The organism is Streptomyces sp. 63XJN7_1_ISO-PGPR-S23-121 (assembly GCF_056173025.1).
The window spans coordinates 4,586,467-4,611,455 of the sequence record NZ_CM149653.1; the positions used below are offsets into that span (position 1 = coordinate 4,586,467).

Consider the following 24,989-nt stretch of genomic DNA (forward strand, 5'->3'; position numbering starts at 1 on the left):
GGGCACGGTTCAGCCACGCGTACCCGATCGCCCACGGCGCAATCATGTTCGAGGAGCCGCGGCCGGACGTCGGCGTGCCCGCGGGCGGGGCCCTCGGGGAAGGTTGCAGCGCGTGGTGCGGGGTGTTTCGCTGGCGCGAGAGCCGAGTGCCGTGGCTGTCGGTGCACGTACCGCCCGAGGAAGGCATCGTCATGACCGTTGAGGCCTGTGTGGACGCCGTGCTGGCCGGGCTGGACGGCATCCGGTCCGACGTGGAGGACCTCTACCGCGACCTGCACGCCCACCCCGAGCTCGGCTTCCGGGAGCACCGCACCGCCGGGAGGGCGGCCGATGCGCTGCGGGGGTACGGCTACCAGGTGACGGCGGGCATCGGCGGCACCGGTGTGACCGGGGTCCTCGCCCGCGGGGACGGCCCCACGGTGATGCTGCGCGCGGACATGGACGCGCTGCCCGTCCCGGAGGTGACCGGCCTGCCGTACGCGTCCACCGCCACCGCGACGGACGGCGACGGCGTCGAGCGGCCCGTGATGCACGCCTGCGGTCACGACGTGCACGTGGCCTGCATGGTCGGCTTCGCCCGGCTCATGGCGGCGGCGACCGAGGCGTGGCGGGGCACGCTGATCGTGCTCTTCCAGCCGTCGGAGGAGAACGGCGACGGCGCCCGCGCGATGATCGAGGACGGCCTCACCGGGAAGGTGCCCCGGCCCGACGTGGTGCTGGCGCAGCACGTACTGCCGTATCCGGCCGGCCTGGTCGGCACCCGGGCCGGATCGTTCATGTCCGCCGCCGACAACCTGCGCGTCACCCTCCACGGTCGCGGCGGCCACGGGTCGATGCCGCAGGCGGCCGTCGACCCGGTCGTCATGGCGGCGATGTGCGTGGTGCGGCTCCAGACGGTCGTCTCGCGGGAGATCGCGGCGACCACGCCCGCCGTCGTGACGGTGGGCAGCATCCGGGCGGGGACCGGCCCGAACATCATTCCCGACCATGCCGTCCTCGAGCTGAACGTCCGCACCTACGATCCGGCCGTGCGCGAGCGCGTGTTGGCCGCGATCGAGCGGATCGTCCGCGCGGAGGCCCGGGCGTCCGGCGCCCCGGCCGAGCCGACGGTCGAGCACCTGACGTCGTTCCCGCCCACGGTCAACGACGCCACGGCCACGGCGACGGTGGCCGGCGCCTTCGCCGCCCGCTTCGGCGCCGACGCGCGGACGCTGGAACTCCAGACGGCCAGCGAGGACATGAGCGAGATCCCGGCGGCGTTCGGCGTGCCGTACACGTACTGGGGCATCGGCGGGACCGCGCCGGAGCTGTACGCCGACGCGGAGCGCCGCGGGACCGTGCAACGGGACGTGCCGCACAACCACAGCCCGGCGTTCGCCCCGGTCCTCCAGCCCACGCTGGACACGGGCGTGCGGGCGCTGACCACGGCCGCGCTCGCCTGGCTGGCGGCCGGCGGCGGCCCGGACCGGGCGTGATCCGGTACTCATCTGATCGACCGGGGGCCCACTTGATCGATCAGAGAGGCGGTCGGGTTAGCATATGAGCGCCGCCTAGCTCGAAAGATAAGAGACGTGACTGTCAACGACGACTCGTTCACCAATTGGAAGAACCGCGAGGAGATCGCGGAATCGATGATCCCGATGATCGGGAAGCTGCACCGCGAGCGGGACGTCACCGTCCTGCTGCACAGCCGCTCCCTGGTGAACAAGTCGGTGGTCAGCATCCTCAAGACGCACCGCTTCGCCCGGCAGATCGCCGGTGCGGAGCTGTCGGTCACCGAGACGCTCCCCTTCGTCCAGGCCCTCACCGCGCTCGACCTCGGTCCCTCCCAGATCGACATCGGCATGCTGGCCGCGACCTACAAGGCCGACGACCGCGGCCTGTCGGTGGCGGAGTTCACCGCCGAGGCCGTCGCCGGTGCCACCGGCGCCGACAAGATCGACCGCCGTGAGCCGCGCGACGTCGTGCTGTACGGCTTCGGCCGCATCGGCCGGCTCGTCGCCCGCCTGCTCATCGAGAAGGCCGGTTCGGGCAACGGCCTGCGGCTACGTGCCATCGTCGTCCGGGGCGGTGGCGACCAGGATCTCGTCAAGCGGGCCTCGCTGCTGCGCCGCGACTCGGTGCACGGCCAGTTCCAGGGCACGATCACCGTCGACGAGGACAGCAGCACGATCGTCGCCAACGGCAACGCGATCAAGGTGATCCACGCCGACGACCCGACGCAGGTCGACTACACGGCGTACGGCATCAAGAACGCCATCCTCATCGACAACACCGGCAAGTGGCGTGACCGCGAGGGCCTGTCGAAGCACCTGCGCCCCGGCATCGACAAGGTCGTGCTGACCGCGCCGGGCAAGGGTGACGTCCCGAACATCGTGCACGGCGTCAACCACGACACCATCAAGCCGGACGAGCAGATCCTCTCCTGCGCGTCCTGCACCACCAACGCGATCGTGCCCCCGCTGAAGGCGATGGCCGACGAGTACGGTGTGCTGCGCGGCCACGTGGAGACCGTCCACTCGTTCACCAACGACCAGAACCTGCTGGACAATTACCACAAGTCGGACCGCCGTGGCCGGTCGGCGCCGTTGAACATGGTCATCACCGAGACCGGTGCCGCCTCCGCCGTCGCCAAGGCGCTCCCGGACCTCGAGGCGAAGATCACCGGCAGCTCGATCCGCGTCCCGGTGCCGGACGTCTCGATCGCGATCCTCAACCTCCAGCTGGCCCGCGAGACGACCCGCGAGGACGTCCTCGACCACCTGCGCGAGGTGTCGCTGACCTCGCCGCTCAAGCGGCAGATCGACTTCATCAGCGCCCCCGACGCGGTCTCCAGCGACTTCATCGGCTCGCGCCACGCCTCGATCGTCGACGCCGGCGCGCTCAAGGTCGAGGGCGACAACGCCATCCTCTACCTCTGGTACGACAACGAGTTCGGCTACTCCTGCCAGGTCGTCCGCGTCGTCCAGCACGTCTCCGGGGTGGAGTACCCGACCTACCCGGCCCCGGCGGTCTGATCCACAAGCACCCCGACCGGCACGAGCACGCGCGAGGGGCGGCGGGACCCGGAGGTTCCGCCGCTCCTCGCGCGTCCCGTGCCGGGTCAGGGTGCCAGGGCCTGGGCGAAAAGCCGCGTCAGCGCGGTCGGTGCGGTGATGGCGGTGCCGACGACGACGCTGTGCGCCCCCGCCGCGAGCGCCCGGGCGGCCTGCTCGGGAGTGGCGATACGGCCCTCGGCGATCACCGGGGTGTCGAGCGCGCCGGCGAGGTCGGTCACGAGAGCCAGGTCGGGGGCGCTCTGCACCGGGGAGCCCGGCACGTAGCCGGACAGGGTGGTGCCGATGAAGTCGGCCCCCTGGTCGGCGGCCGCACGGCCCTCGCCGAGGTTCGACACGTCGGCCATGACCTGGGCGCCGGCCGCGTGCACGGCCTCGACCAGCTCCGCGAAGGTGCTGCCGTCGGGCCGCGGGCGCGCGGTCGCGTCGGCGGCGACGACGGCGGCACCGGCCTCCACCAGGGCGAGCGCGTGGCGCACGGTCGGGGTGATGAAGACGCCGCTGTCGCCGTCCTTCCACAGGCCGATCACCGGCAGGTCGACGGCCGCGACGGTGGCCGCGACGACCTCCGGGTCGTTGACGCGCACGGCCGCCGCGCCGCCGGAGCGCGCCGCCAGCGTCATGCGGACCAGTGTGCCGGTGTGGCGCATCGGGTCGCCGGGAGGTGCCTGGCAGGACACGATCAGGCGGCCCTTCCACGCGTCGGCCAGGGACAGGGGCGGGGTCATGACGGTGCTCCGGTGGTCTCGGGCTGGTGCAGGGGCAGGGTGCGGGGCAGCGCGGCCGCCCCGAGGACCGCGGCGTCGGCGCCGCCCCTCGGATGCCGCGGGCGCAGTGCCCGCAGCGGGGGCATGAGCTCGGCGGTGAAGGCCGCGCACAGGGCGTCCCAGTACAGGGCGCCGATGCGGGGCACGCCACCGGCGACGACGACACGGTGCGGGCCGAGCGCGTTGGCGAGGCCGCCCAGGGCGCGGCCCGTCGCGCGGGCGCCGAGCGTGATGGCCTCCGTCGCGTGCGGGTCGCCCTGCGCGGCGCGCTCGGCGACGGTCTGGAGGCGGTCGGCCGGTTGCCCGCCGAGCCGTGCGCAGTGCGCGGTGATGGCGGGGCCCGCCGCGATGGCCTCCAGGTGGCCGGTGGCTCCGCAGGTGCAGGGCAGCCCGTCGGCCTCGGGGCTGGGCAGGTGCCCGAGGTGCCCGGCGATTCCGGCGGCTCCGTGCAACATGCGTCCCGCGGCGGCGACGGCGCCGCCGACTCCGGTGCCGACGGCGGCGTAGATCAGCGTGCCGTCGTCGTCCGGGCCGTCCAGTTCCGTCGCGGCGGCGGCGCGTACGTCGTTGTCGCAGGCCACGGGGAGACCCGTACGGCCGGCGAGGCCCGCCGCGAGGCCGGTGCCGGCCCAGCCCCGGATCGTGTCGGTGGCGCTGGTGACGGTCCCGGTGACGGGGTCGATCACGCCGGCCGCGGCGACGCCGATCGCGGTGGCGCCGGGCGCCCACACCGCGCGGGCGGCCTCCGCCATCGTGTCCAGGACCACCCCGGCGCCCCGGGTCGCCGGGGTGGGCAGGGTGTGCCGGGCCAGTACGGTGCCGCCGGCCCCGACGAGGGCGGCGGCGATCTTCGTGCCGCCGAGATCGAGGCCGATCACCGGACCGTCGAGGTGCCGTGCGGTCATCGGACCGGCAGCAGCCCGGCGCCGCGCAGGTGCCGCTCGACGTGGGCGACGGACTCCTCGCCCAGCTGGACCTGCGAGGCGGCGGTGGTGCCGTGGGTGATCACACCGAGCAGCCGCAGCGCGTGCTTGAAGGCGCCGATGGCCGAGGAGTTGCGCCCCATCTCGCTCTCCGGGCCCGCGTCGACGAGGCCGAACAGCTCCACGAGCCGCTCCTGTTCCTTCACCGCGCCGTCCAGGTCGCCGCCGCGCACGGCGTCGTAGAGGCGGACGTAGCCGGCCGGGTCGACGTTGCCCAGTCCCGGGACGACGCCGTCGACGCCGGCCAGCAGGGCGGCGTCCACGGTCAGTTCGGAGCCGGTGAGGATGCTGAAGGAGGGGGCGGGACCGTCGGCGCGGCCGTGGCGTCCGCCCAGTTCGACGACGAGCCGGCGCAGGCCGCCCTCGTCGCCGCTGCTGTCCTTGAGGCCGGCCAGCGTGCCGTCCTCGGCGAGTTCGCGCACCAGGGCGGCGGAGAGCTTGCTGTGCACCGAGACGGGGAGGTCGTAGGCGTACAGGGGCAGGTCGACGGCGGCGCGGAGCGCGCGGAAGTGGGCGGCGATCTCGCGCGGGTGGGTGCGGGCGTAGAAGGGCGCGGTGGCCACCAGGGCGTCGGCGCCGGCCTCGCGTGCGGCCTCGGCGTGGACGAGCATCCGGGGCGTGGTCATGTCGATGACGCCCGCCAGCACGGGGACGCGGCCCGCGACGGCCTCGACGACCGTCTCCAGGGCGACGGCCCGCTGCCGGTCGGTGAGGAAGGCGACCTCGCTGCTGGAGCCCAGGGCGAACAGCCCGTGCACTCCCCCGCCGACGAGGTGCTCGACGAGTCGGGTGAGCGAGGCGGTGTCGACTTCGCCCGACGCGTCCAGAGGAGTGCAGACGGGCGGCACGACGCCGCTCAGGGGCTGGGACGAGGACATGGTGTTTCTCCTGGGCTGTGCGAGTGGTGGTACGGGTGGAACGGGCCGCCGGGTGCCGGGATGCCGGCGCCGGGCGGCCCGTGGCCGGGCTACGGCGCGGTGACGGTGAGCGTCTCGTCGCCGTAGGAGTGCCGGCTGCCGCGGACCTCGTAGGTCGCGGTCGTCGACACGGTGCCCGCGGTGGCGTTCGCGGGGACCGTGACGGGGATCTTCACGTTGGCGCCCTGGCCCGGGTTGAGCGCCGGCATGGTGACGGTGGGGGCGCTCCAGCCCGCGGGCAGCGTGAGCGAGACCGTGCCGGCCGGGAGCGCCACGTCGTTCTGGCTGACGACGCGGACGGTGACGTCGGTGGTCCGGCCGGCGGGGAGGGACGCGGGCGGGGTGACGGTGACCGGGGCGCAGACTCCGCCGAGCCACTTCAGGTCGAAGGACGAATAGGTGATGTGCTGGTAGTTGGCCCGCTCCCACAGGAGGCCCATGCCGGGGTTGCCGCCGGTGCCGTCGCTGAGCGGGGTGAGCGTCGAGTAGGCGGCCGCGCCGGACTCGACGGTCTTGCGCACCGGCCAGGTCTCCCCGTTGTCGCAGGAGAGGCGGACGGTGAGGTTGCTGCGGCTGTTGGTCGTCGCCGTGTTGCTGAACATCAGCCAGGAGGCGCGCGGGTGCGAGGCGGCCACGCCCGACGCGAAGCGGGTGATGGATCCGTTGTTCGCCGGGTCCGGCAGCTCGGTGTCCTGCTTGAAGGGGGTGTAGGTGACACCGCCGTCGGAGGAGTACGCCACCGTGCGGTACGGCGCGGAGCGGTTGTTGAGCATGATGCGGCCGTCGGACAGCTCGACGGTCTTGTTCTCGTCGCCGCCGGGGCCGACGGGGGTACCCATCCTCCAGGTGGCACCGTGGTCGTCGCTGTAGGCGCTGACCGCGTAGTTGGCCCCGTTGTCGCGGATGGCGTACTGCTGGACGAGACGGCCCTTGTGGGTGCCGTGGCGCAGCTGGATTCCCTCGCCGGAGGCGGCGAACATGCCGCCCCAGGCCGGCTTCTTGATGTCGGCGGTGATCCGCTCGTGCTTCCAGGTCACTCCGTCGTCGTCGGAGTAGCTGTAGTCGGCCTGGACGATGTTCGGGTCGCTCTCGTCGTTGCCGGTGGCCGAGCCGAAGAAGCCCTGGTTCACGGAGGCCGCGTAGAAGACGAAGACGCGGCCGGTCTCGCGGTCGACGAGCAGGCTGGGGTCGCCGTAACCCTTGGGGGCGGCGTCCTTGCGCACGACCTGCTGGGCCTGCCAGGTGGCGCCGCCGTCGGTGCTGCGCCTGAGGACGATGCCGATGTTGCCCGGCAGGTCACCGAGGGTGGGGCGGGCGTCGTACGCGGCGATCAGCGTGCCCCGGATGGTCCGGGTCAGGGCGGGGATGCGGTAGTAGGGGGATCCGGTGCCCGCCGTGGCGATGTCCTGGGAGGTGAGGGTGCCGGTGGCCTCCGCCGCCGAGGTGGCCCCGTGGGCGGCGGGGACGGTGACGGCCAGGACGGTCAGGGCCGCGGTGGCGAGGGCGAGGGTGACTCTTCGCTGCATGAACAGGCCTCTTCTCGGTTGAGGGGTCAGGCGAGTTGGGGGTCGTGCAGGGCGGAGAGAGCGGTGGGGGCCTCGGGCCGGGGTGCGCGGAGCAGCTCCCGTACCCAGGCGAGCTGCTCGCGGCGGTGGTGGCCGCCGCCGCCTTCGTGGCCGTTGAACTCGTAGACGCGCAGGTCCTTGGAGCCGCCGTAGCGGTGGTAGGCCGCGAAGCTCGTCGAGGGCGGGCAGACCTCGTCCATCATCGCGATGGAGAAGAGGGCCGGGGCGGTGGCGCGCGCGGCGAGCAGTGCCGCGTCGACGTAGGACAGGGTGGTGAAGACCGTCCCGGTTCGGTCGCGGTGCAGGCGCAGGTACTCGGCGACCTCGGTGTAGGGCGGCTGGGCCGCGATCGTCGCGCCGCGCCGGATGTCGCAGAGGAAGGGGACGTCGGGCATCACCCCGGCCAGGCCCGGCACGAGCCCGGCCACCGCGAGGGCGATGCCGCCGCCCTGGCTGATGCCGGTGACGACGACCCTGTCCGGGTCCACGGCCGGATGGGCGAGGGCCGCCTCCACGAAGCGCACGGCGTCGGTGTGGACCCGCCGGTAGTAGTGGTCGTGGGGGCTTTCGACGCCGCGGGTCAGGAAGCCGGGGACGGTGCCGTTCAGGGCGGCGGTGTCGGGGGTGTCCCCGCCTGCGGTGGACCAGCCCTGACCGCGCGTGTCCATGATGAAGTGCGCGTAGCCGGCGTTGGCCCAGAGCACCTGCTCGTGCGGCAGTCCGCGACCGCGTCCGTAGCCGAGGAACTCCACCACGCAGCCGAGGGGCCCGCTCGCCCGTGCGGGCAGGTGCAGCCAGCCCCGGACGGGCTCGCCGGCGAAGCCCGGCGCCGTGACGTCGTAGGTCGTCACCTCGGTCAGGCCGGAGTCCACGGGGGTGAAGCCGGGTGCGCCGCCGTGTTCGCGGGCCTCCCGCAGGGTCTGCTCCCAGAAGGCGTCGAGGTCGGCGGGCTCGTCGAGGTCCGGCCGCAGTGCCAGGCACTGGGCGAGGGTGAGGTCCGTCAGTGGCATGAAGGGGCCCTGGTGGGTGAGGCGTGCGCGCGGCGCAGCGCGGAGAACGGGAGGGCCGGCCGGAACCGGCCGTCACAACAACAGACGTCTGATGTCTGTTGATCGAGGACACTAGAGACCGCGGCGGCGACCGTCAAGTGTCCCGCTCCGGGGATGTCCGGCACGTCCGGAGGCGCGCACGAAAAAGGCGCCCCCTGGCGGAGGGGCGCCTCGGTCGTCGGCGGGACGGTCAGCTACGGGCGCGGGCCTCCTCGATCCGCTGACGCACCGGAGCGTAGTGTTCCGCGAGGGCCACCGCGAACTCGACCGGATCACGGTCGCGCACGGCGTTCACGATGCGCTGGTGATTGGCGATGGTGGCCGCCTCGTGCTCGCGCGTGAACACGTCCAGGTGCGGTGCGACGATGACGTAGACGTCCCAGAACGCCGTGGACAGCTGACCGATGAGGTCGTTGCCGAGCGGGGCGAGGAGCAAGGTATGGAACGCCCGGTCGGCCTCGACGAACCCGTGCCCCTCCCCCGCGCCGGCTCTGCGCATCTCGTCGACGTGCTCCGCGAGGCGGTCGATCTGCTCCTCGGCCAGGGAGGAGACGAGCCGGTCGGCCATGCCCCGCTCGAACAGCTCGCGCACCTCGATGAGGTCGCTCATCACCTGGAAGTCGTCGTCGGGACTGAGCAGACCCCGGAAGGTCAGGCTCTCCACCAGGGCGGACAGGCTCAGCCTGCCGACGTAGGTGCCGTGACCGTGCCGCACCTCGACGATGTCGAGCGCGGTGAGGATCCTGATCGCCTCCCGCACGCTGGAACGGCTCGCCCCGAGCGCCTCGCACAGGGCGGGCTCGGTCGGCAAGGGATCCCCCGGGCGCAGGTCGTTGCGCAGGATGTAGGACTTGATGCCGTCCACGACCTCCTGTCGCAACGGTTGTCGTACCGTCTTGGGCTCCGGCACTCTCTGCCGAATCGCCCTTTGCCCCACCGCCACCTCTTGACCCCTCTCATTTGCCCGGCTACGTTCCCACGTTATCAAGCATCAGACATCAGACGTCTGATGCACAGTCGGTGAGGCGCCGACCACATCCGCCTCCTCCACCTTGCTCGACATCTCTCATCTCCCGCCTGGAGGACTCCTTGTCCGCGCGCAGTGCAGCCGGCGTCGATCGCCGCACCTTCATGAGATATACCAGTGCCATCGGTGTGGCGACCGCGATCACCACGGGCCTGACGGCCTGCGGAGGCCCGGCCTCCAGTGGAGACGGTACCGGTGACTCGGGCAGTGGCGGCGACACCATCGAGGCCGGCCTCTCGTACCCGCTCTCGACCGGCTTCGACCCGATGATCACCTCGGGCGCGACCCCGTACGCCGCCAACATGCACATCTTCGAGGGGCTCGTCGACCTCGACCCCGTCACGCTCGTGGCGCGGCCGGCGCTCGCCACCGGGATGCCCAAGAAGATCAACGCCACCACCTACCGGGCCACCCTGCGCGAGGGCGCGACCTTCCACGACGGCTCGGCGGTCACCGCGGACGACGTGGTGTTCAGCTTCGAGCGCGTCCTCGACGAGAAGAACGCCTCGCTGATGGCCCAGTTCGTCCCGTTCATCGACCAGGTCACGGCTATCGACAAGTCGACGGTGGAGTTCAAGCTGAAGTACGCCTTCGCGCTCTTCCCCTCCCGCATATCCGTGGTGCGGATCGTGCCGGAGAAGATCGCGGGCGCCGACGCCAAGTCGTTCGACGCCAGGCCCGTGGGCACGGGCCCGTACAAGTTCGTGTCGGCGGTCCGCGAGGACAAGATCGTCATGGAGGCGTACGACAAGTACAACGGGCCGCGCCCGGCCAAGGCCAAGAAGATGATCTGGCGGCTGATGTCCGACCCGTCCGCGCGGGTCAGCGCGCTCAAGTCCGGCCGCGTGCAGGCCATTGAGGACGTGCCCTACATCGACGTCAAGGGCTTCACCGGCAAGGACAAGGTGGAGTCGGTCCAGTCGTTCGGGCTGCTCTTCCTGATGTTCAACTGCGCCGACAAGCGGTTCGCGGACAAGCGGGTGCGCCAGGCGCTGCACTACGCCCTGGACACCGAGAAGATCATCTCCACCGCGCTGCTGGGCAACGCGGAGGCCGCCTCCGGGTACGTCCCGGCCACCCACCCGGACTACCACAAGGCCGCCACCGTCTACACGCACGACCCGGCGAAGGCCAAGAAGCTGCTCGCCGAGGCCGGCGTGGGCAAGCTCTCCTTCACGCTGATGCTCACCGACAACGGCTGGGTCAAGGACATCGCGCCGCTGATCAAGGAGAGCTGGGCCGCGGTCGGCGTCGACGCCGAGCTGGACATCCAGCAGTCCGCCGCCCAGTACGCCGAGATCGACCAGGGCAACTTCGAGGCACTGGCCGCGCCGGGCGACCCGTCCGTCTTCGGCAACGACGCCGACCTGCTGCTGCGCTGGTTCTACTACGGCTTCTGGCCGGAGAACCGCTACGCGTGGAAGGGCAGTGACGCCTACAAGCGGACCAAGGCGCTGCTCGACAAGGCCGCGGCCGAGGCCGACGAGGCGAAGCGCAAGGAACTGTGGGGCCAGGTGACCGACCTCGTCGCCGACGAGGCCGCCCTCTACCCCATCCTGCACCGCAAGCTGCCCACCGCCTGGCGGGAAGGGACGCTGACGAACTTCAGGCCGCTGCCCACCACCGGGCTGTCCTTCATCGACGTCGGCCGGGGCTGACCCCCGCACGCCCACGCCGTCGGGCCGCCGCCGCGCCACCACGGGCTGCGGCGGCCCCCGCCCCAATCGCTAGGAACCTCACGATGGTTGCATTTCTCCGGCTCGCGCTGCGCCGCGTCGCGATGATGCCGGTGATGGTCCTCGGCATCGCGCTGCTGGTCTTCGTGGTCCTCCAGTTCTCACCGACCGACCCCGCGTACAACGCGCTGGGCGAGTCGGCGAGCCCGGAGGCGCGAGCGGCGTTCGCCGAGGCGAACGGACTCAACGACCCCCTGCCCGTGCGCTACTTCGCCTTCCTGGGCGACCTGCTGCGGGGGGACCTCGGCGTCACCATGTCGCCCAGCCAGCCCGTCACCGACCGGATCGCCACCGCGTTCCCGCTCACGCTGCAGCTGACCCTGCTCGGCCTCGCGCTGGCCGTCGTGCTGGCGCTGGTCTTCGGCGTCCTCAGCGCCGTCTACCGCGACCGCTGGCCGGACCAGGTCTTCCGGGTGCTGTCGATGGCCGGCATCGCCCTGCCCTCGTTCTGGATCGGCGTGCTGCTCATCCAGCAGTTCTCGCTGAACATGCCGATCTTCCCGACCGGCGGCTACATCAACCCGGCCGACTCCTTCTCCGGCTGGATCGAGAGCATGACGCTGCCCGCGATCTCCCTCGCCCTGCCGGTCGCCTCGTCGCTCGCCCGGCTGATCCGCACCTCGATGGTCACCGAACTCGACCGCGACTACGTGCGCACCGCCCGGGGCAGCGGCCTGCCGCCGTCCCTGATCATCCGGTCGGTGCTGCGCAACGCCCTGGTCACCCCGCTGACCGTACTCGGCGTCAAGGTCGGCTACATGCTCAGCGGCGCCGTCGTCATCGAGGCGATCTTCGACCTGCCCGGCATGGGCAAGCTGATCCTCGAAGGCGTCAACGGAGGCGACGTCGGGCTGGTCCAGGGCACCGTGCTCACCATCGCGATCGCCTTCCTCGTGGTCAACGTCGTCGTCGACCTGCTCTACCTGCTCGTCAACCCGCGCATCAGGACGGTGTGATGTTCGCTCCACGCTCCCTCGCCGGGCGCCTCGCCCGGCCCGGCACCCGCCTGCGCCGGTTGCCCGTGCCCTCCCGGATCGCCCTCGGGGTCCTCCTCGTGGTGGTGCTCGGCGCGGTGTTCGCCCCGCTGCTCACCCAGGACCCGCTCGCCACCGGCATCCCCGCCCAGGCGCCGGGCGCCGACCACTGGTTCGGCACCGACCGGGCCGGCCGCGACGTGTTCGCCCGGGTCGTGCACGGCGCCCGCTACTCCCTGGTCATCGGACTCGGCGCCACCCTGCTCGCCCTGGTCCTCGGCTCCGCCCTGGGCGCGCTGGCGGCCACCTCGCGCAAGCTCGCCGACGAGTCGGTGATGCGCACGCTCGACGTCGTCATGTCCTTCCCGCCGATCGCGCTGGCCGCCGTGCTCGTCGCGGTCTTCGGACCCAGCGTGCCGGTCATCATCTTCACCATCGCGTTCGTCTACTCACCCTCGCTCGCCCGCGTGGTGCGGGCCAACGTGCTGGAGCAGTACGGCGAGGACTACGTCGCCGCCGAACGGGTCATCGGCGCCCGCCGCGGCTACATCGTGACCCGGCACGTCGCGATCAACTGCGCGGCGCCGGTGCTGGTGTTCGCGACGGTCATGGTCGCCGACTCCATCATCTTCGAGGCGAGCCTGTCCTTCATCGGCGCCGGTGTGCAGGACCCCGACCCGAGCTGGGGCAGCGTGCTGGCCTACGGCCGGCAGATCCTGCTGTCGGGCGGCTGGTGGGCGACCCTCTTCCCCGGCCTGTGCGTGCTGGTCACGGTACTCGCGCTGAACGTTCTCTCCGAGGGCATGACGGACGCCGCCGCCTCCCCGGACAAGTCCCGCACCGGCGGCACCGACTCCGACGACAACGCCGCCGTCCCGGCGCCCGCGGCGGACGACGCCGAGGTGAACGCCGCGCTCGCCGAGCTGGCGACCCGGCTCGAGGCCATGGAGCCCGCCGTGCCGCCGCTCGCCGAGGACGCGGCCGAACTCCTGGTCGTACGCGACCTGTCCATCCGCTTCCCCGACCGCTACGGCGACACCCGCGTCGTCGACGGCATCTCCTTCACTGTCCGCGAGGGCGAGACCCTCGGCCTGGTCGGCGAGTCGGGCTGCGGCAAGTCCATCACCAGCCTCGCGATCATGGGCCTGCTGGCCCGCAACGCCGAGGCCGAGGGCGAGATCCTGTACCGGGGCCGCGACCTGCTCGAGCTCGCACCGAAGGAACGCCGGGCGCTGATGGGCCCGGAGATCGCGATGGTCTACCAGGACGCCATGTCGTCCCTGAACCCGTCCGTGCTGATCGGCACCCAGCTGAAGTGGCTCACCTCCCGCGGCGGCACCCGCACCCCCGCCGAGCTGCTCGAACTGGTCGGCCTGTCCCCCGAGCGCACCCTGCGCAGCTATCCGCACGAGCTGTCCGGCGGGCAGCGCCAGCGCGTGCTGATCGCGATGGCGCTCTCCCGCAGCCCGCGCCTGCTCATCGCCGACGAGCCGACCACGGCCCTCGACGTCACCGTGCAGGCCCAGGTGGTCGAGCTGCTGGTCCGGCTGCGCGACGAACTCGGCTTCGCGATGGTCCTCGTCTCCCACGACCTCGCCCTCGTCGGCGACCTCGCCCACCGGGTCGCGGTCATGTACGCCGGACAGGTCGCCGAGGCCGGCGGCACCCGCGCGCTGCTGACCGACCCGGCGCACCACTACAGCCGGGGGCTGCTCGGCTCGGTCGTGTCGCTGGAGTCGGGGGCCCAGCGGCTGCACCAGATCCGCGGTGTCGTGCCGGCCCCGAGGGCGTTCGGTCCCGGCTGCCGGTTCGCGTCCCGCTGCGCCGCCGCCACCGACCTGTGCGCCACCACCCCGCCGCCCGCCACCGACCGCGACGCCGGTCTCGACCACGTCTTCGCCTGCCACCACCCGGCGTCCGCCAACCGTGCGGCGAAGTCGCTGGAGAGTGCCCGATGACCGCCACCGAGGACAGCACCATGGACCCACTCGTCCGGCTCGACCGCATCCACGTACGGCACAAGGCACGCAGCGGCGGTGTCTTCCGCCGGGACGCGGTGCACGCCCTCACCGACGCCTCCCTCGAGGTCCGGCGCGGCGAGATCCTCGGGCTGGTCGGCGAGTCGGGCTGCGGCAAGTCCACGCTCGCCCGCGTGATCACCGGGCTCCAGCGCCCCACCGAGGGGCAGGTGTACTTCCGGGGGCGGGACCTGTGGACGATGGGCGCCGCCGAGCGCCGTACCGGGTTCGGGGCCGCCGTCGGCGTGGTCTTCCAGGACGCGTCGACCGCGCTGAATCCGCGGCTGCCCGTGCGCCGGATCCTGCGCGATCCGCTGGACGTCCACAAGCGCGGCACACCGGCCGAGCGGGAGAACCGGGTCGAGGAGCTGCTCGACCTGGTCGGGCTGCCCGGCCACACCCTCGAGGCGCTGCCGGGTCAGCTGTCCGGCGGGCAGCGCCAGCGCGTGGCCATCGCCCGGGCCCTGGCCCTCGAGCCGGAGCTGATCGTCGCCGACGAGCCCACCAGCGCCCTGGACGTGTCGGTGCGGGCCCAGATCCTCAACCTGCTGGTGGATCTGCGCGCCCGTCTCGGCCTGGGCATGGTGTTCATCTCCCACGACGTCCAGACGGTGCGCTACCTGGCGGACCGCATCGCGGTGCTGTACCTGGGGCGCGTCGTCGAGGAGGGCGGGGCCGCACAGGTCTCCGGTGCCTCGCGGCACCCGTACACCGAGGCGCTGCTGTCCGCGACGCCGAGCCTGCTGGAGCGGCCCGACCGGATCGTGCTGCACGGTCCGGTGCCCTCGGCCACCAACCCGCCGTCCGGCTGCCCGTTCCGCACCCGCTGCTGGAAGGCCGACGACGCGTGCGCCACCGTCTTCCCGGCGGCGACGGACGGTCCCGACGGCCATCGCTGGCACTGCGTCCATCCGCAACCCGCCGAGGCGCGCGCCACGACCACGGGGTGAACCGTTCCGGCCGTCCGGCCGTCCGGAGACCAGGAGGGCGGACAGGGGTGACCTGTCCGCCCTTCGGGGTACGAGGTACCGGACCTGCGCACGGACCCGCAGGTCACCCCGCCGGCAACCGTCGCCGCCGCGGGGGCGGAAGCGGTGGCCGGCGCGGGGCCGGCGGGAACGAGAATGGGCGCCATGGAAGGACTGGTTCGCCGCTCGGCCCGCATCCGCGTGCTGGCCTGGACCGTGGCCGTGCTGAGCCTGACCGTCCTGGCCGCGGCGGCCGTCGTGCGCAGCACCGTACTCGACCCGTCCTTCTACAGCCGGGTACTCGAGGACGAGCACGCCTACCAGCGGTTCTACGACGAGGTGCTGGTCGACCCGCACAGCACGCCGCTGGCCCAGGAGCTGCTGGACCGGCTGCCGGTTCCGCAGTCCACCATCACCTCGAACCTCAAGGTCGTGATTCCGCCGGAGACGCTGCGGAGCATGGGCGACCGGCAGATCGCCGAGGTGATCCACTACCTGGAGGGCGACCGCGACGGGCTGCGCGTCACGGTGGACCTGGAACCCGTCGTCGCGAACGTCGAGCGGCTCAGCCGGGCGTACTTCGGCGATGCCGTCGCCGCCCTGCAACAGCGTGCCGAGCCCGACTTCCAGGCCTTCGTGCTGCGCCTGTCGGAGGTGGCCGCGCAGGTGGTGGCGGGCGAGGCGCCGCTCGAGGACCTGCCGACGCTTCCGCTCTCCCCCGACCAGGCCGCCGAGGCCACCGGAGCGCTGCTGCGGCTGGTGCCGCCGGACGCGCGCCCGGGCATCCGCCCCACCGTGGAGAGCGCGCTGGACCGGGGCGACGTGGCCGCGGCGCTGGCCGCGCTCACGCCGGTCGCCCTGACCGACCAGGTCCGGGCGACCGCCGCGGAGCTGCTGCGCGAGGCCCGCGACGGCACCTGGGTCATCACCGTGCGCCTCGATCCGTCCCGGGACGAGCTGGCGCCGGTGCACCGGGCACGCGCGGTCACCCGCCTGTTCCGGGAGGTGGTGGAGCCGGTCGCCGCCCTCCTGTGCGCGGCCGCGCTCGCTCTGCTGTGGTTCTCCACGCCGTCCCCCGTCAAGCGGCGGCTGATGCCGCTGGGCTGGGTACCGGCCGCCGCCGCCTCGCTCACGGCGCTGGCGGTGTTCCTCCTCCGGCTCACGACGGGGGACGCGCTCTTCGCGGCGCCGCCGTCGTGGCCCCCGTCGGCCGCCCGCCTCCTCGCCGACGTCCAGGCCACCGCTCTCGACCGGCTGCTGACCACGGCCACGGTCGTCGCCGCGATCCTCCTCGCCGCGGGAGCGCTGCTGGTCACCGTCGCCTGGGTCTGGCAGACCAGGCCGACGGTGCCGGTGTTCACCGACCCGCGGCACGGACCGGCGCTGACCGTCGTCGTGTCGGCGTGCGCGCTGGCCGGGACGGTGTTCGCCCCCCTGGCGCTCACCGGCCCCTCCCCGCGGATCTGCCAGGGCAGCGCCGAGCTGTGCGACGTCCGCTACGACGAGGTCGCCCAGCTCGCCTCGCACAACGCGATGGCCACGACGGCGGACCGCTTCATCGGCCCCCTCCAGGATCCCGACATCGTCGGCCAGCTGGACGCCGGGGTGCGCGCCCTGCTCCTCGACACCCACCGCTGGGAACGCCCCGAGGAGGTCGCGGACCGGCTGAGCACCTCCGAGTTCTCCCCGGAGCTGCGCCGGCGGCTCACCGGGATCCTGGAGCGGGTGAACCCGCCCCACCCGGGCCTGTGGCTGTGTCACTCGGTGTGCGGGGCGGGCGCCCTGGAACTGACGCCCGCCCTGCGTCAGATCGGCGACTGGCTGCGCGCGCACCCCTCGGAGATCGTCACCCTGATCGTGCAGGACGGGGTCGACGCCGTGGCCACCCGGCAGGCCTTCGAGCGGGCCGGACTCGGTGGGCTGCTGTACGTGCCGGACGCCGATCCGGACCGTCCGTGGCCGAAGCTCGGGGACATGATCGACAGCGGCCGGCGCCTGGTGGTGTTCGCGGAGAAGGCTGACGGTCCGGCCCCGTGGTACCGCAACTTCTACCGGTACGGCATGGAGACGCCGTTCGCCTTCCGCAGCCCCGGCGCGATGACCTGCCTGCCGAACCGGGGCGGCACGGACAAGCGGCTGTTCCTGCTCAACCACTTCGTCACGGCCGGCGGGGGCAGGCGGCTGGACGCCGGCACGGTCAACTCCCGGCAGCGGGTGCTGGAGCGGGCGCACGACTGCGAGCAGCGGCGGGGCAGACCGGTCAACTTCGTCGCCGTGGACTACGCCACGATCGGAGACGCCCGGGGCGCGGTGGACGACCTCAACACCGAACGGCTCGAGGACGATCCGCGGTTTCCCGTGCGGCGGTCGCCGGAGGGGTCCACCGGTGCGGTGCCGACCGGTACCGCGGGACGGCGGGCCGGTGACCTCCGTGCGCCTCGCCGGCGTCCGCGTGACACCGCCCGGTGACCGGACGCACGATGCGGCCCTGCCGTGGGACGGCAGGGCCGCGGGCGCGGCGTCGTGCGTTCCGGGCCGGACCGGCGCCCGCTCAGGCGGTGGCGCGCACCGCGTCGAGGACGATCCGCGCGACGGCCCCGGGCTGTGAGACGGCGACGGCGTGCGAGGCGCCGTCGAGCTCGACGACGGTCGCCGCGGCACGCTCGGCGCCGAAGCGCTCCACGTCCGGGTCGATGGCCCGGTCCGCGCCGGCCACCAGGGCCCACGACGGCTTGGTCTTCCAGGCCGCCGCCGCGGCCTTCTCCTCGAACGCGCCCAGGGCGAGGGGGCGTTGCGCGGCGGCCAGGATCCTGGTGACCTCGGCGGGCACGTCGGCGGCGAAGACCGACGGGAACGCCTCCTCCTCGATGGTGACCTCGGTGGCCGTCCCGCCGTCGGCGGTGGGGTAGGTCCACTGCTTGAGGCTGCTCACCAGCGGTGAGTCGGGGAAGCGGCCCTGCAGTTCGCCGAGGCTCTCGCCCTCCTCCAGGACGTAGGCGGCGACGTACACCAGGCCGACGACGTTGTCGGTGGTCCCGGCGACGGTGATCAGGGCGCCCCCGTAGGAGTGGCCGACGAGGACGACGGGGCCGTCGATCTGGGCGGCGACGGAGGCGATGTAGGCGGCGTCGGAGGCGAGACCGCGCAGCGGGTTCGGCGGGGCCACGACGGCGACCCCTTCACGCTGGAGTTCCTCGATGACGCCGGACCAGGAGGCCGCGTCGGCGAAGGCGCCGTGCACCAGGACGACGGTGGGCGTGGAAGCGGACATGAGAGGGCTGCTCCTCGGTGGTCAGGCTGCGTGGAGGGCGGTGCGCAGGGTGGCGACCGCCTGGGCGATGGCGGCCTGGGCGGCGTGGGTCTCGCGCAGGGCGTTGAGCATCACGAAGTCGTGGATGACGCCCTGGTGGCGGACGGCGGTGACGGGGACGCCGGCCTCGCGGAGCTTGTTGGCGTAGGCCTCGCCCTCGTCGCGCAGCACGTCGGCCTCGCCGGTGATGACCAGGGCCGGGGGCAGGCCGGTGAGCTGCTCGGTGGTGGCGCGCAGCGGGGAGGCGGTGATCTGGGCGCGCTCGCTCGCGTCGGTCGTGTACTGGTCCCAGAACCACTGCATGCCGTCGCGGCGCAGGAAGTAGCCCTCGGCGAACTGGTGGTAGGAGGCGGTGTCGAAGCTCGCGTCGGTGACCGGGTAGAACAGCACCTGCTGCACCAGGGGGACGCCACCGCGCTCCTTGGCCATGAGGGTCAGCGCCGCGGTCATGTTGCCGCCCACGGAGTCGCCGGCCACGGCGATACGGGTGGCGTCCAGGTTGTTCGCGCCCTGCTCGACGATCCACCGGGCGACGGCGAAGTTCTGCTCGATGGCGACGGGGTAGCGGGCCTCGGGCGAGAGGTCGTACTCGGGGAAGACCACGGCCGCTCCGGCGCCGACGGCCAGTTCGCGGACCAGTCGGTCGTGGGTGTGGGCGTTGCCGAAGACCCAGCCGGCGCCGTGGATGTAGAGGATCACCGGCAGGGTGCCGGCGGCCCCGGCCGGCCTGACGACGCGGGCGCGGACGCTGCCCGTGGGGCCGCCGGAGACGGTGATCCACTCCTCGTCGACGTCCGGCATCCCGACCGGGCCCGACTGCACCTCGTCGACCGCCTTGCGGCCCTCCGCGGGCGGCAGTTCGAAGAGATAGGGCGGGTTCGCCGTCGCCTGCGCGAACGCCGCCGCCGCGGGCTCCAGCACCGGCCGGACCGGCTCGAAGACGTCTGACACAACAACCTCCTGGTGATGCACGGGACTCGCCGGACCGTGCCGGCGGAACCGGACCCGTGGAGCGCGTGAGGCGCTGCTGCACGAGTCCGTCCTTCGGCACGCTAGGTCCGGGAGGTGCGGGCGGATCGACCAGGAGTGCACCACCGCTGCTCCGCCCGCGAACCGCTCCGCGTCAGGCCAGTTCGCCCTTCAGCCAGTGGCGCACCTCGGGGGTGACGGGATCGGTGATGACGGCGAACTCGTCGTGGGTGCGCAGGTACTTCGCCACGTACGGGCAGACCGGCACGATCCGCATGCCCTGGGCGCGTACGTCGGCCAGCGCCCGGCGCACCAGTTCGCCGGCCAGGCCGCGGCCGCCGAAGGCGTCGTCGATTTCGGTGTGGTAGAAGACGCGCTGGTCACCGTGGTCGCGGTAGGCCGTCAGGCCCGCATGCTCGCCGTCGACGAGGATCTCGTAGTGGTGGCGGTCGTCCCTGCGTTCGACGGTCGGGGCGGTGGCGGGGGTGTTCATCCGGGTACCTTTCGCATGCGGTTCGGCGGCGCGGGTCGCGACGCGGTGTCAGGGGTGGCTCAGGCAGTGCGGGGGCGGGCGGCCGGTCTCCGGGGTGGCCCGACCCGCGCCAGCGTATCCGCACGTCAGCGACGTCCGGCACGCCTGTCGGGGAACGGACTGGCGGCATCGCTCACCCCCGAGGCGGCGACGGGGGCCGTGTGTGTCGTGGCGGGGCACCGGCGGCAGTACTGCGTGGGGAGTACCGCAAGCGCGGTAGGGAGATCGGCATAGTGCCTCCGTACGCACATCGACGCGGCGACGACTCCTCGTGAGGATTGGACTCAACGCTCAACGACTCGAGGAGAGACGATGCCGACCGAGACCCCCCGCACGGACGGAGCTCTGGCGGGGCTAGCCCGGTTCTGTTACCGGCGCCGCCGCATGGTTCTGGTGAGCTGGATCATCGGCGTGATCGCGCTGGCGTTCGTGGGCTTCCGCTTCGGAGCCGATCCGGACAACGATTTCACCGGCGGTGACTCCGGGTCGGCCAAGGCTCAGGCTCTGATCGAGAAGCACTTCCCCGAGCAGCAGGGGGACACGCTGACCCTCGCGATCAAGGCGGAGAAGGGCATCGACGACCCGGCCGCCCGGCAGAAGATCGAGAAGGTCATCGCCGAGCTGGACGCCTCCTCGGTCACCGGACCGGTGATCTCGCCGTACGACGACCGGCAGCTGGTGACCGAGGACCGCCGGATCGCCCGTACGACGATCCCGCTGACCGATCAGGACGTGAAGAAGACCGAGGTCAAGCCCCTAGTCACCACCGTCAAGGACGCCTCCGGCGACGGTGTGACCCTGGGCCTGGGCGGAGACAAGGCCGAGAAGGCCGAGACGCCTCCGCAGGGCCCCGCCGAGAGCGTGGGTGTCCTGGCGGCGGCGGTCATCCTCTTCATCGCCTTCGGGTCGCTGGTGGCCATGGGGCTGCCGATCGTGACCGCGCTGATGGCGATCCTCGGCGGAATCGCTTTCATCAAGCTGGCCGGGCACATCGTCCCCTCGCCGGACTTCACCGTGCTCGTCGCCGCGCTGATCGGACTCGGCGTCGGCATCGACTACGCCCTGTTCATCGTGACGCGGTACCGGGAGAGCCTGGCGGAGGGCGACGAGCCGGAGGCCGCCACGGTCAAGGCCATCACCACCGCCGGTCACGCCGTGCTGTTCGCCGGCACGACCGTCGTGATCGCGCTGCTGGGTCTGATCACCATGGGACAGCGGCTGATGACCGGCGTCGCCATCGGCGCGTCCGTCACCGTCTTGGTGACGATGATCGCCGCGGTGACGCTGCTGCCGGCGTTCCTGGGCTTCACCGGCTACAAGATCAACTCTCTGCGGCTGCCCCGTCGCACCTCCCGCGGGCGGAGTGCCGAGGGCGTCCCGTCGACGGAGCGTCGCACGGCCGCCGAGCGCTGGGCCGGTGCGGTGCAGCGCAAGCCCCTGCTCGCGGCGGTGCTGGCCGGAGCCGGTCTGCTGGTGCTGGCCGCCCCCGCGCTGTCGATGCGGCTGAGTCTGCCCGACGCGAGTGTCCAGCCCCGTGACCGGAGCAGCTACACCTCGTACGAGATCCTCTCCGAGGGCTTCGGCCCGGGGTACGGCGCGCCTCTGGTCTTCGCCGCCGAGGTCGATTCCCAGGGCGCCGGGCTGGGCCCGGTGGTCGAGGCGGTCAGGAAGACGGAGGGGGTCGCCTACGCCACGGAGCCGCGGGTCAGCGAGGACCAGCGGGCCGCCCTCTTCATGGCCTTCCCCGAGACGGGTTTCCAGGACGAGGCGACCGCGGACCTCGTGCACGAGCTGCGCGACGACGTGCTCCCCCAGGCGTCCGGCGGCGAGAACGTCCGCATCGGCGGCCCGAACGCCGGCGCGATCGACTTCGCCGAGGAGACCAGCACCCGGCTGCCCTGGATGGTCGCGGTGGTCATCCTGCTGTCCCTGCTGCTGCTCGTCGCGCTGGTCCGGTCGGTGACGATCGCCCTCCAGGCCGCCGTGATGAACCTCCTGTCGATCGGCGCCGCCTACGGTGTGCTCGTGGCGGTCGTGCAGTGGGGCTGGCTCGGCTCCGCCCTCGGGTTCCCGACCGAGATGCCGGTCACCACGTGGGTGCCGATGATGATGTTCCCGGTCCTGTTCGGTCTGTCGATGGACTACGAGGTCTTCCTGATCTCGCGGGTCCGCGAGGAGTACGAGCGCACCGGTGACACGCGGACCGCCGTCACCCAGGGGCTGGCGAGGACCGCCAAGGTCATCACGGCCGCGGCCGCCATCATGGTCGCCGTGTTCACGACCTCGCTGCTCGGCCACGACGTCTCGATCAAGCAGATCGGTCTGGGCATGGCCGTGGCCGTGTTCATCGACGCCACCATCATCCGGATGGTTCTCGTGCCCGCGGTGATGGAACTGTGCGGCAAGGCCAACTGGTGGATGCCCGGCAGCCGGGCCAAGAAGCCGACCCCGGTTCCCCCGGCCGGGGTCGAGGAGGAGGCCAGGGTCTGACCCTGCCTCGCATTGGTGCGGGGAACCCCTCGTGGGTTCCCCGCACTTTGTGCGGCCGTGCTCTTTGACCCTGCTTTGTCTCCGCTTTGTCCCTGCTTTGTCCCCGCTCGCTTCGACCGAGGGCCCCGTCCACCGCGGACGGGGCCCTCGGCGCGCTCCACGCATTCGCTCCCGTCCGCCGGCGGAAGCCATGACAAAACGGCGGGCCGCCCGTCAGGCATGACAAAAGTTCTATGGAAAAGCGACAGGGTTTCCCCTAGGATTTACGCCGCACTACGCCCCGCCCGGCCGACTGTCAATAGATACGGCACCTCGGGCGCGAGATTTCGCCGCTCACCTCTTATGGCGACTGAAAACATTCGGTACGATTGTCACCTGAAGGTGAAGTTGTGCTCAACGCCGGGCCGTCGCCACCTTCTGGAAATTCGGTTGACAGGTGAGCAGGGGAAGTGCGCGGTCTCGTAGTACACCGGACGACAGACGGGGGTAAGTCGAGGTCATGGTATCTGGACCGACGATCGAGAGCAGCGGACCGGTAGTCAAGCGCAACCGTACGGATTTCGGCCGGGTGATCCTGAGTCCACTGAACGAGGACGCCACCGACGAGCAGGTTCTGCGACGCATCGTAGGGAGTGCCCCCGACCGCGAACTGCTCGATTTCGCGGCCGGTGCCGGCGGGGATCACCGAATGCTGGTCGAGTTCACGCTCGGACTGCTCGAAGAGGATCTCCTCGAGATACACGGGGGCACCGCACGGCTGGCCGAACGACGGATTCCACTTCGTGTTCTGGCATTGGTGAAGCATCGGCTGGACGATCTGAGCGCGAGTTGTCGGCATTTCCTGCAGGTCGCTGCCGCGCTGGGCATGTCCTTCATGCTGGAGGACGTTTCCCGGATGCTCCACCGCTCCTCCGCCAGCCTGCTCTCACCGCTGGACGAAGCCATCATCTCGGGCATCGTCGTCGCCGACGAGTTATGGCTCTCATTCCCGAACGAATTCCTGCTCCAGGGAATTGTCGAATCAATTCCCGCTCCGGCACGCTTCGCGTTGCAGCGCGAGGCGGCGGAACATCTCACAGGGAATTTCACCGCCTACGCAAATCCATTCTCCGCCACCGAGCGTCCAGTGCCTGTTTCCGGGCATCCAGGAGCGCTTTCCGCCGGAGCCGGAAAAAGCATCGAAGACGTTTGCTCCCCCGCCCATTCCCTGATCATGGACGGACGGGCGAAGGCCGGAATCCGGGCGGCCGAGCGCATTCTCACGGATCCCGAAAGCTCGTCCGCCGCCAGGCTCGATGCCGAAGCGTCCGTCATCCTCGGCCACACGCTGCTGGGCGTGGTGGAGGACGAGGGACACGCACAGCGAATTCTTCGGCAACGCGGCGTCGAGCAGGGCGACCTCGTCACCCTGATGGCATCCACGGCGGTGTCCGACGCGCTGTGGCGTGCCGGGCAGCTGGGGGAAAGTCTCCGGCTGGGGCGGACCGCGGTGCGGTGCAGCGGCGGCGTCGACCCGGTATGGCGCATGCACGTCCAGCTGGCGCTCGCCGGGAAGCTCACGGATCTCCGCGAGTTCGAGCAGGCCGAGGCGCTGATCGACGACGCCGAAGCCGGCCTGCACGGACTGCCCACCCGGATCTGGAACGCCGCGCCCGCGGTCGTGCGCGCCCGGCTGTTCCTCCAGGCGGGACGCTTCGGCGATGCCCGCCGGGAGGCGGAGTCGGCGATCGCCGCGGCAGGGCCGCATGCCGTCCCCGTGCTGCGGCCGCTGGCCCACTCCGTGCTCAGCACGGTCGCCCTGTACATCGGGGACATGCCCACGGCGGCGGAGCACCTGCACCGGGCGCAGAGCGAGCTGGCGGCGGACCGGACCGCGCTCCCCTCCGCCCAGTACGCCTGGACGGAACTGCGCATCGCGGTGAAGAGGGACGGCCCGCGGGCGGCCGTCGACCTGTTCGCGGGCAAGTACCGGGACCTTCCCACGCAGCGGAGTCTGTACATCGAGGACCCGGTGGCCGCCCCGTTCCTGGTCCGCCTGGCGCTCGACGTGGGGGACACCGGCCTGCGGCGGAGCGTGCTCGAGACCGTGGACGCCCTGGCCGCGGACAACCCCGGGATCTCCGTCGTCGGTCTCGGCGCCCTGCACGCCAACGCGGTGGCGAACGGCGACGCGGCCGGGCTGTCGCACATCATCGCGCGGTCGCCGGACCCGATCGCCGTCGCCCTGGCGACCGAGGAACTGGCCAAGATCTACCGGTGCAAGGCTCCGGCCAGGAGGCGGGGCATCGCGTCGCTCCCCTCCGAGCCGTCGCCGGTGGGAGCCGAGGAGGTCACCGCCCCCCAGCTGAACCCCGCCTGCTGGGCAGGCCTCTCCGACATGGAACGACGGATCGCCTACCTGGTGAGCGTGGGAATGACGAACCGTCTGATCGGGCGGGAAGTGCACCTCTCCGCGCACACGGTGAACTACCACCTCCGCAAGATCTACCGGAAGCTGGGCATCAACACCCGCGTCGAACTGGCGAGCGGAGCCGCCACCTATTCGAGCAGAGCGGCGATCTACTCCACCGAGACGGAGGGGAACCCGGGCTCCGGACGGGCCGGCGGTGCGGCCGGATGAGCTGACGT

General features: G+C 71.9%; 18 protein-coding genes. 9 read left to right on the forward strand and 9 right to left on the reverse strand.

Annotation, left to right across the window (positions count from 1 at the left end; all coding sequences use genetic code 11):
• Positions 1-191: 191 nt before the first annotated feature.
• Both AC0VYN_RS20695 and AC0VYN_RS20700 read left to right on the forward strand, forming a co-directional pair.
• Positions 192-1,475, forward strand: coding sequence for an amidohydrolase (locus AC0VYN_RS20695; protein ID WP_475532154.1), 1,284 nt, complete (start codon positions 192-194; stop codon positions 1,473-1,475).
• Positions 1,476-1,571: 96 nt separating this feature from the next.
• On the forward strand, positions 1,572-3,017 hold the full coding sequence (locus AC0VYN_RS20700; RefSeq protein ID WP_475532155.1) for a glyceraldehyde-3-phosphate dehydrogenase: 1,446 nt from the start codon (positions 1,572-1,574) through the stop codon (positions 3,015-3,017).
• Between the two features lie 86 nt (positions 3,018-3,103).
• On the opposite strand, the gene AC0VYN_RS20705 is transcribed toward AC0VYN_RS20700, so the two are convergent.
• From AC0VYN_RS20705 to AC0VYN_RS20730, 6 genes are all read right to left on the reverse strand, one after another.
• A complete protein-coding gene (locus AC0VYN_RS20705; RefSeq protein WP_475532156.1) occupies positions 3,104-3,784 on the reverse strand; it encodes an N-acetylmannosamine-6-phosphate 2-epimerase in 681 nt (226 codons plus the stop codon).
• A complete protein-coding gene (locus AC0VYN_RS20710) occupies positions 3,781-4,728 on the reverse strand; it encodes an ROK family protein (RefSeq protein WP_475532157.1) in 948 nt (315 codons plus the stop codon). The genes AC0VYN_RS20705 and AC0VYN_RS20710 overlap by 4 nt, the downstream gene beginning before the upstream one ends.
• Complete coding sequence (locus AC0VYN_RS20715; RefSeq protein ID WP_475532158.1) at positions 4,725-5,684, reverse strand: dihydrodipicolinate synthase family protein; 960 nt, start codon at positions 5,682-5,684, stop codon at positions 4,725-4,727. Before AC0VYN_RS20715 ends, AC0VYN_RS20710 begins: the two co-directional genes overlap by 4 nt.
• 89 nt (positions 5,685-5,773) lie before the next feature.
• Positions 5,774-7,249, reverse strand: a complete 1,476-nt coding sequence (locus tag AC0VYN_RS20720) for an exo-alpha-sialidase (protein ID WP_475532159.1) — start codon at positions 7,247-7,249, stop codon at positions 5,774-5,776.
• Positions 7,250-7,275: 26 nt separating this feature from the next.
• The gene (locus AC0VYN_RS20725; protein WP_475532160.1) at positions 7,276-8,298 is read right to left on the reverse strand and encodes an acetylxylan esterase; all 1,023 of its coding nucleotides are present in this window, start codon (positions 8,296-8,298) and stop codon (positions 7,276-7,278) included.
• Between the two features lie 229 nt (positions 8,299-8,527).
• Positions 8,528-9,280: a FadR/GntR family transcriptional regulator gene (locus AC0VYN_RS20730; RefSeq protein WP_475532161.1), complete on the reverse strand. Its 753-nt coding sequence runs from the start codon at positions 9,278-9,280 to the stop codon at positions 8,528-8,530.
• A gap of 188 nt (positions 9,281-9,468) precedes the next feature.
• On the opposite strand from AC0VYN_RS20730, the gene AC0VYN_RS20735 reads away from it, so the two are divergent.
• The 5 genes from AC0VYN_RS20735 to AC0VYN_RS20755 all read left to right on the forward strand — a co-directional run bounded on the left by AC0VYN_RS20735 (position 9,469) and on the right by AC0VYN_RS20755 (position 17,529).
• On the forward strand, positions 9,469-11,022 hold the full coding sequence (locus tag AC0VYN_RS20735) for an ABC transporter substrate-binding protein (RefSeq protein WP_475532162.1): 1,554 nt from the start codon (positions 9,469-9,471) through the stop codon (positions 11,020-11,022).
• A gap of 83 nt (positions 11,023-11,105) precedes the next feature.
• Entirely contained in the window at positions 11,106-12,056 is a 951-nt protein-coding gene (locus AC0VYN_RS20740) for an ABC transporter permease (RefSeq protein ID WP_475532163.1), read from the forward strand.
• Positions 12,056-14,032 (forward strand): dipeptide/oligopeptide/nickel ABC transporter permease/ATP-binding protein, encoded by a 1,977-nt coding sequence (locus AC0VYN_RS20745; RefSeq protein ID WP_475532164.1) that lies wholly within the window; start codon positions 12,056-12,058, stop codon positions 14,030-14,032. Before AC0VYN_RS20740 ends, AC0VYN_RS20745 begins: the two co-directional genes overlap by 1 nt.
• A complete protein-coding gene (locus AC0VYN_RS20750; protein ID WP_475532165.1) occupies positions 14,029-15,042 on the forward strand; it encodes an oligopeptide/dipeptide ABC transporter ATP-binding protein in 1,014 nt (337 codons plus the stop codon). Before AC0VYN_RS20745 ends, AC0VYN_RS20750 begins: the two co-directional genes overlap by 4 nt.
• A gap of 183 nt (positions 15,043-15,225) precedes the next feature.
• Positions 15,226-17,529 carry a PI-PLC domain-containing protein gene (locus AC0VYN_RS20755; RefSeq protein ID WP_475532166.1) on the forward strand — a complete coding sequence of 768 codons (2,304 nt, stop codon included), beginning with the start codon at positions 15,226-15,228 and terminating at the stop codon, positions 17,527-17,529.
• Between the two features lie 82 nt (positions 17,530-17,611).
• Here AC0VYN_RS20755 and AC0VYN_RS20760 read toward each other — a convergent pair whose 3' ends face one another.
• The 3 genes from AC0VYN_RS20760 to AC0VYN_RS20770 form a co-directional block, all read right to left on the reverse strand.
• Entirely contained in the window at positions 17,612-18,331 is a 720-nt protein-coding gene (locus AC0VYN_RS20760; protein ID WP_385469723.1) for an alpha/beta fold hydrolase, read from the reverse strand.
• A gap of 21 nt (positions 18,332-18,352) precedes the next feature.
• Positions 18,353-19,321 carry an alpha/beta hydrolase gene (locus tag AC0VYN_RS20765; protein WP_475532167.1) on the reverse strand — a complete coding sequence of 323 codons (969 nt, stop codon included), beginning with the start codon at positions 19,319-19,321 and terminating at the stop codon, positions 18,353-18,355.
• A gap of 172 nt (positions 19,322-19,493) precedes the next feature.
• On the reverse strand, positions 19,494-19,832 hold the full coding sequence (locus AC0VYN_RS20770; RefSeq protein ID WP_475532168.1) for a GNAT family N-acetyltransferase: 339 nt from the start codon (positions 19,830-19,832) through the stop codon (positions 19,494-19,496).
• A 351-nt stretch (positions 19,833-20,183) separates the two neighbouring features.
• On the opposite strand from AC0VYN_RS20770, the gene AC0VYN_RS20775 reads away from it, so the two are divergent.
• Positions 20,184-22,361 carry an MMPL family transporter gene (locus AC0VYN_RS20775; protein ID WP_475532169.1) on the forward strand — a complete coding sequence of 726 codons (2,178 nt, stop codon included), beginning with the start codon at positions 20,184-20,186 and terminating at the stop codon, positions 22,359-22,361.
• Between the two features lie 499 nt (positions 22,362-22,860).
• On the forward strand, positions 22,861-24,981 hold the full coding sequence (locus AC0VYN_RS20780) for a LuxR C-terminal-related transcriptional regulator (RefSeq protein WP_475532170.1): 2,121 nt from the start codon (positions 22,861-22,863) through the stop codon (positions 24,979-24,981).
• Positions 24,982-24,989: the final 8 nt, after the last annotated feature.

Excerpts from the sequence above, each read along its gene's own strand:
- AC0VYN_RS20695 (WP_475532154.1), top strand. The coding sequence starts at position 192 with ATGACCGTTGAGGCCTGTGTGGACGCCGTGCTGGCCGGGCTGGACGGC.
- AC0VYN_RS20705 (WP_475532156.1), bottom strand. The coding sequence starts at position 3,784 with ATGACCCCGCCCCTGTCCCTGGCCGACGCGTGGAAGGGCCGCCTGATC.
- AC0VYN_RS20710 (WP_475532157.1), bottom strand. The coding sequence starts at position 4,728 with ATGACCGCACGGCACCTCGACGGTCCGGTGATCGGCCTCGATCTCGGC.
- AC0VYN_RS20715 (WP_475532158.1), bottom strand. The coding sequence starts at position 5,684 with ATGTCCTCGTCCCAGCCCCTGAGCGGCGTCGTGCCGCCCGTCTGCACT.
- AC0VYN_RS20720 (WP_475532159.1), bottom strand. The coding sequence starts at position 7,249 with ATGCAGCGAAGAGTCACCCTCGCCCTCGCCACCGCGGCCCTGACCGTC.
- AC0VYN_RS20725 (WP_475532160.1), bottom strand. The coding sequence starts at position 8,298 with ATGCCACTGACGGACCTCACCCTCGCCCAGTGCCTGGCACTGCGGCCG.
- AC0VYN_RS20735 (WP_475532162.1), top strand. The coding sequence starts at position 9,469 with ATGAGATATACCAGTGCCATCGGTGTGGCGACCGCGATCACCACGGGC.
- AC0VYN_RS20740 (WP_475532163.1), top strand. The coding sequence starts at position 11,106 with ATGGTTGCATTTCTCCGGCTCGCGCTGCGCCGCGTCGCGATGATGCCG.
- AC0VYN_RS20745 (WP_475532164.1), top strand. The coding sequence starts at position 12,056 with ATGTTCGCTCCACGCTCCCTCGCCGGGCGCCTCGCCCGGCCCGGCACC.
- AC0VYN_RS20750 (WP_475532165.1), top strand. The coding sequence starts at position 14,029 with ATGACCGCCACCGAGGACAGCACCATGGACCCACTCGTCCGGCTCGAC.
- AC0VYN_RS20755 (WP_475532166.1), top strand. The coding sequence starts at position 15,226 with ATGGAAGGACTGGTTCGCCGCTCGGCCCGCATCCGCGTGCTGGCCTGG.
- AC0VYN_RS20760 (WP_385469723.1), bottom strand. The coding sequence starts at position 18,331 with ATGTCCGCTTCCACGCCCACCGTCGTCCTGGTGCACGGCGCCTTCGCC.
- AC0VYN_RS20770 (WP_475532168.1), bottom strand. The coding sequence starts at position 19,832 with ATGAACACCCCCGCCACCGCCCCGACCGTCGAACGCAGGGACGACCGC.
- AC0VYN_RS20775 (WP_475532169.1), top strand. The coding sequence starts at position 20,184 with ATGCCGACCGAGACCCCCCGCACGGACGGAGCTCTGGCGGGGCTAGCC.
- AC0VYN_RS20780 (WP_475532170.1), top strand. The coding sequence starts at position 22,861 with ATGGTATCTGGACCGACGATCGAGAGCAGCGGACCGGTAGTCAAGCGC.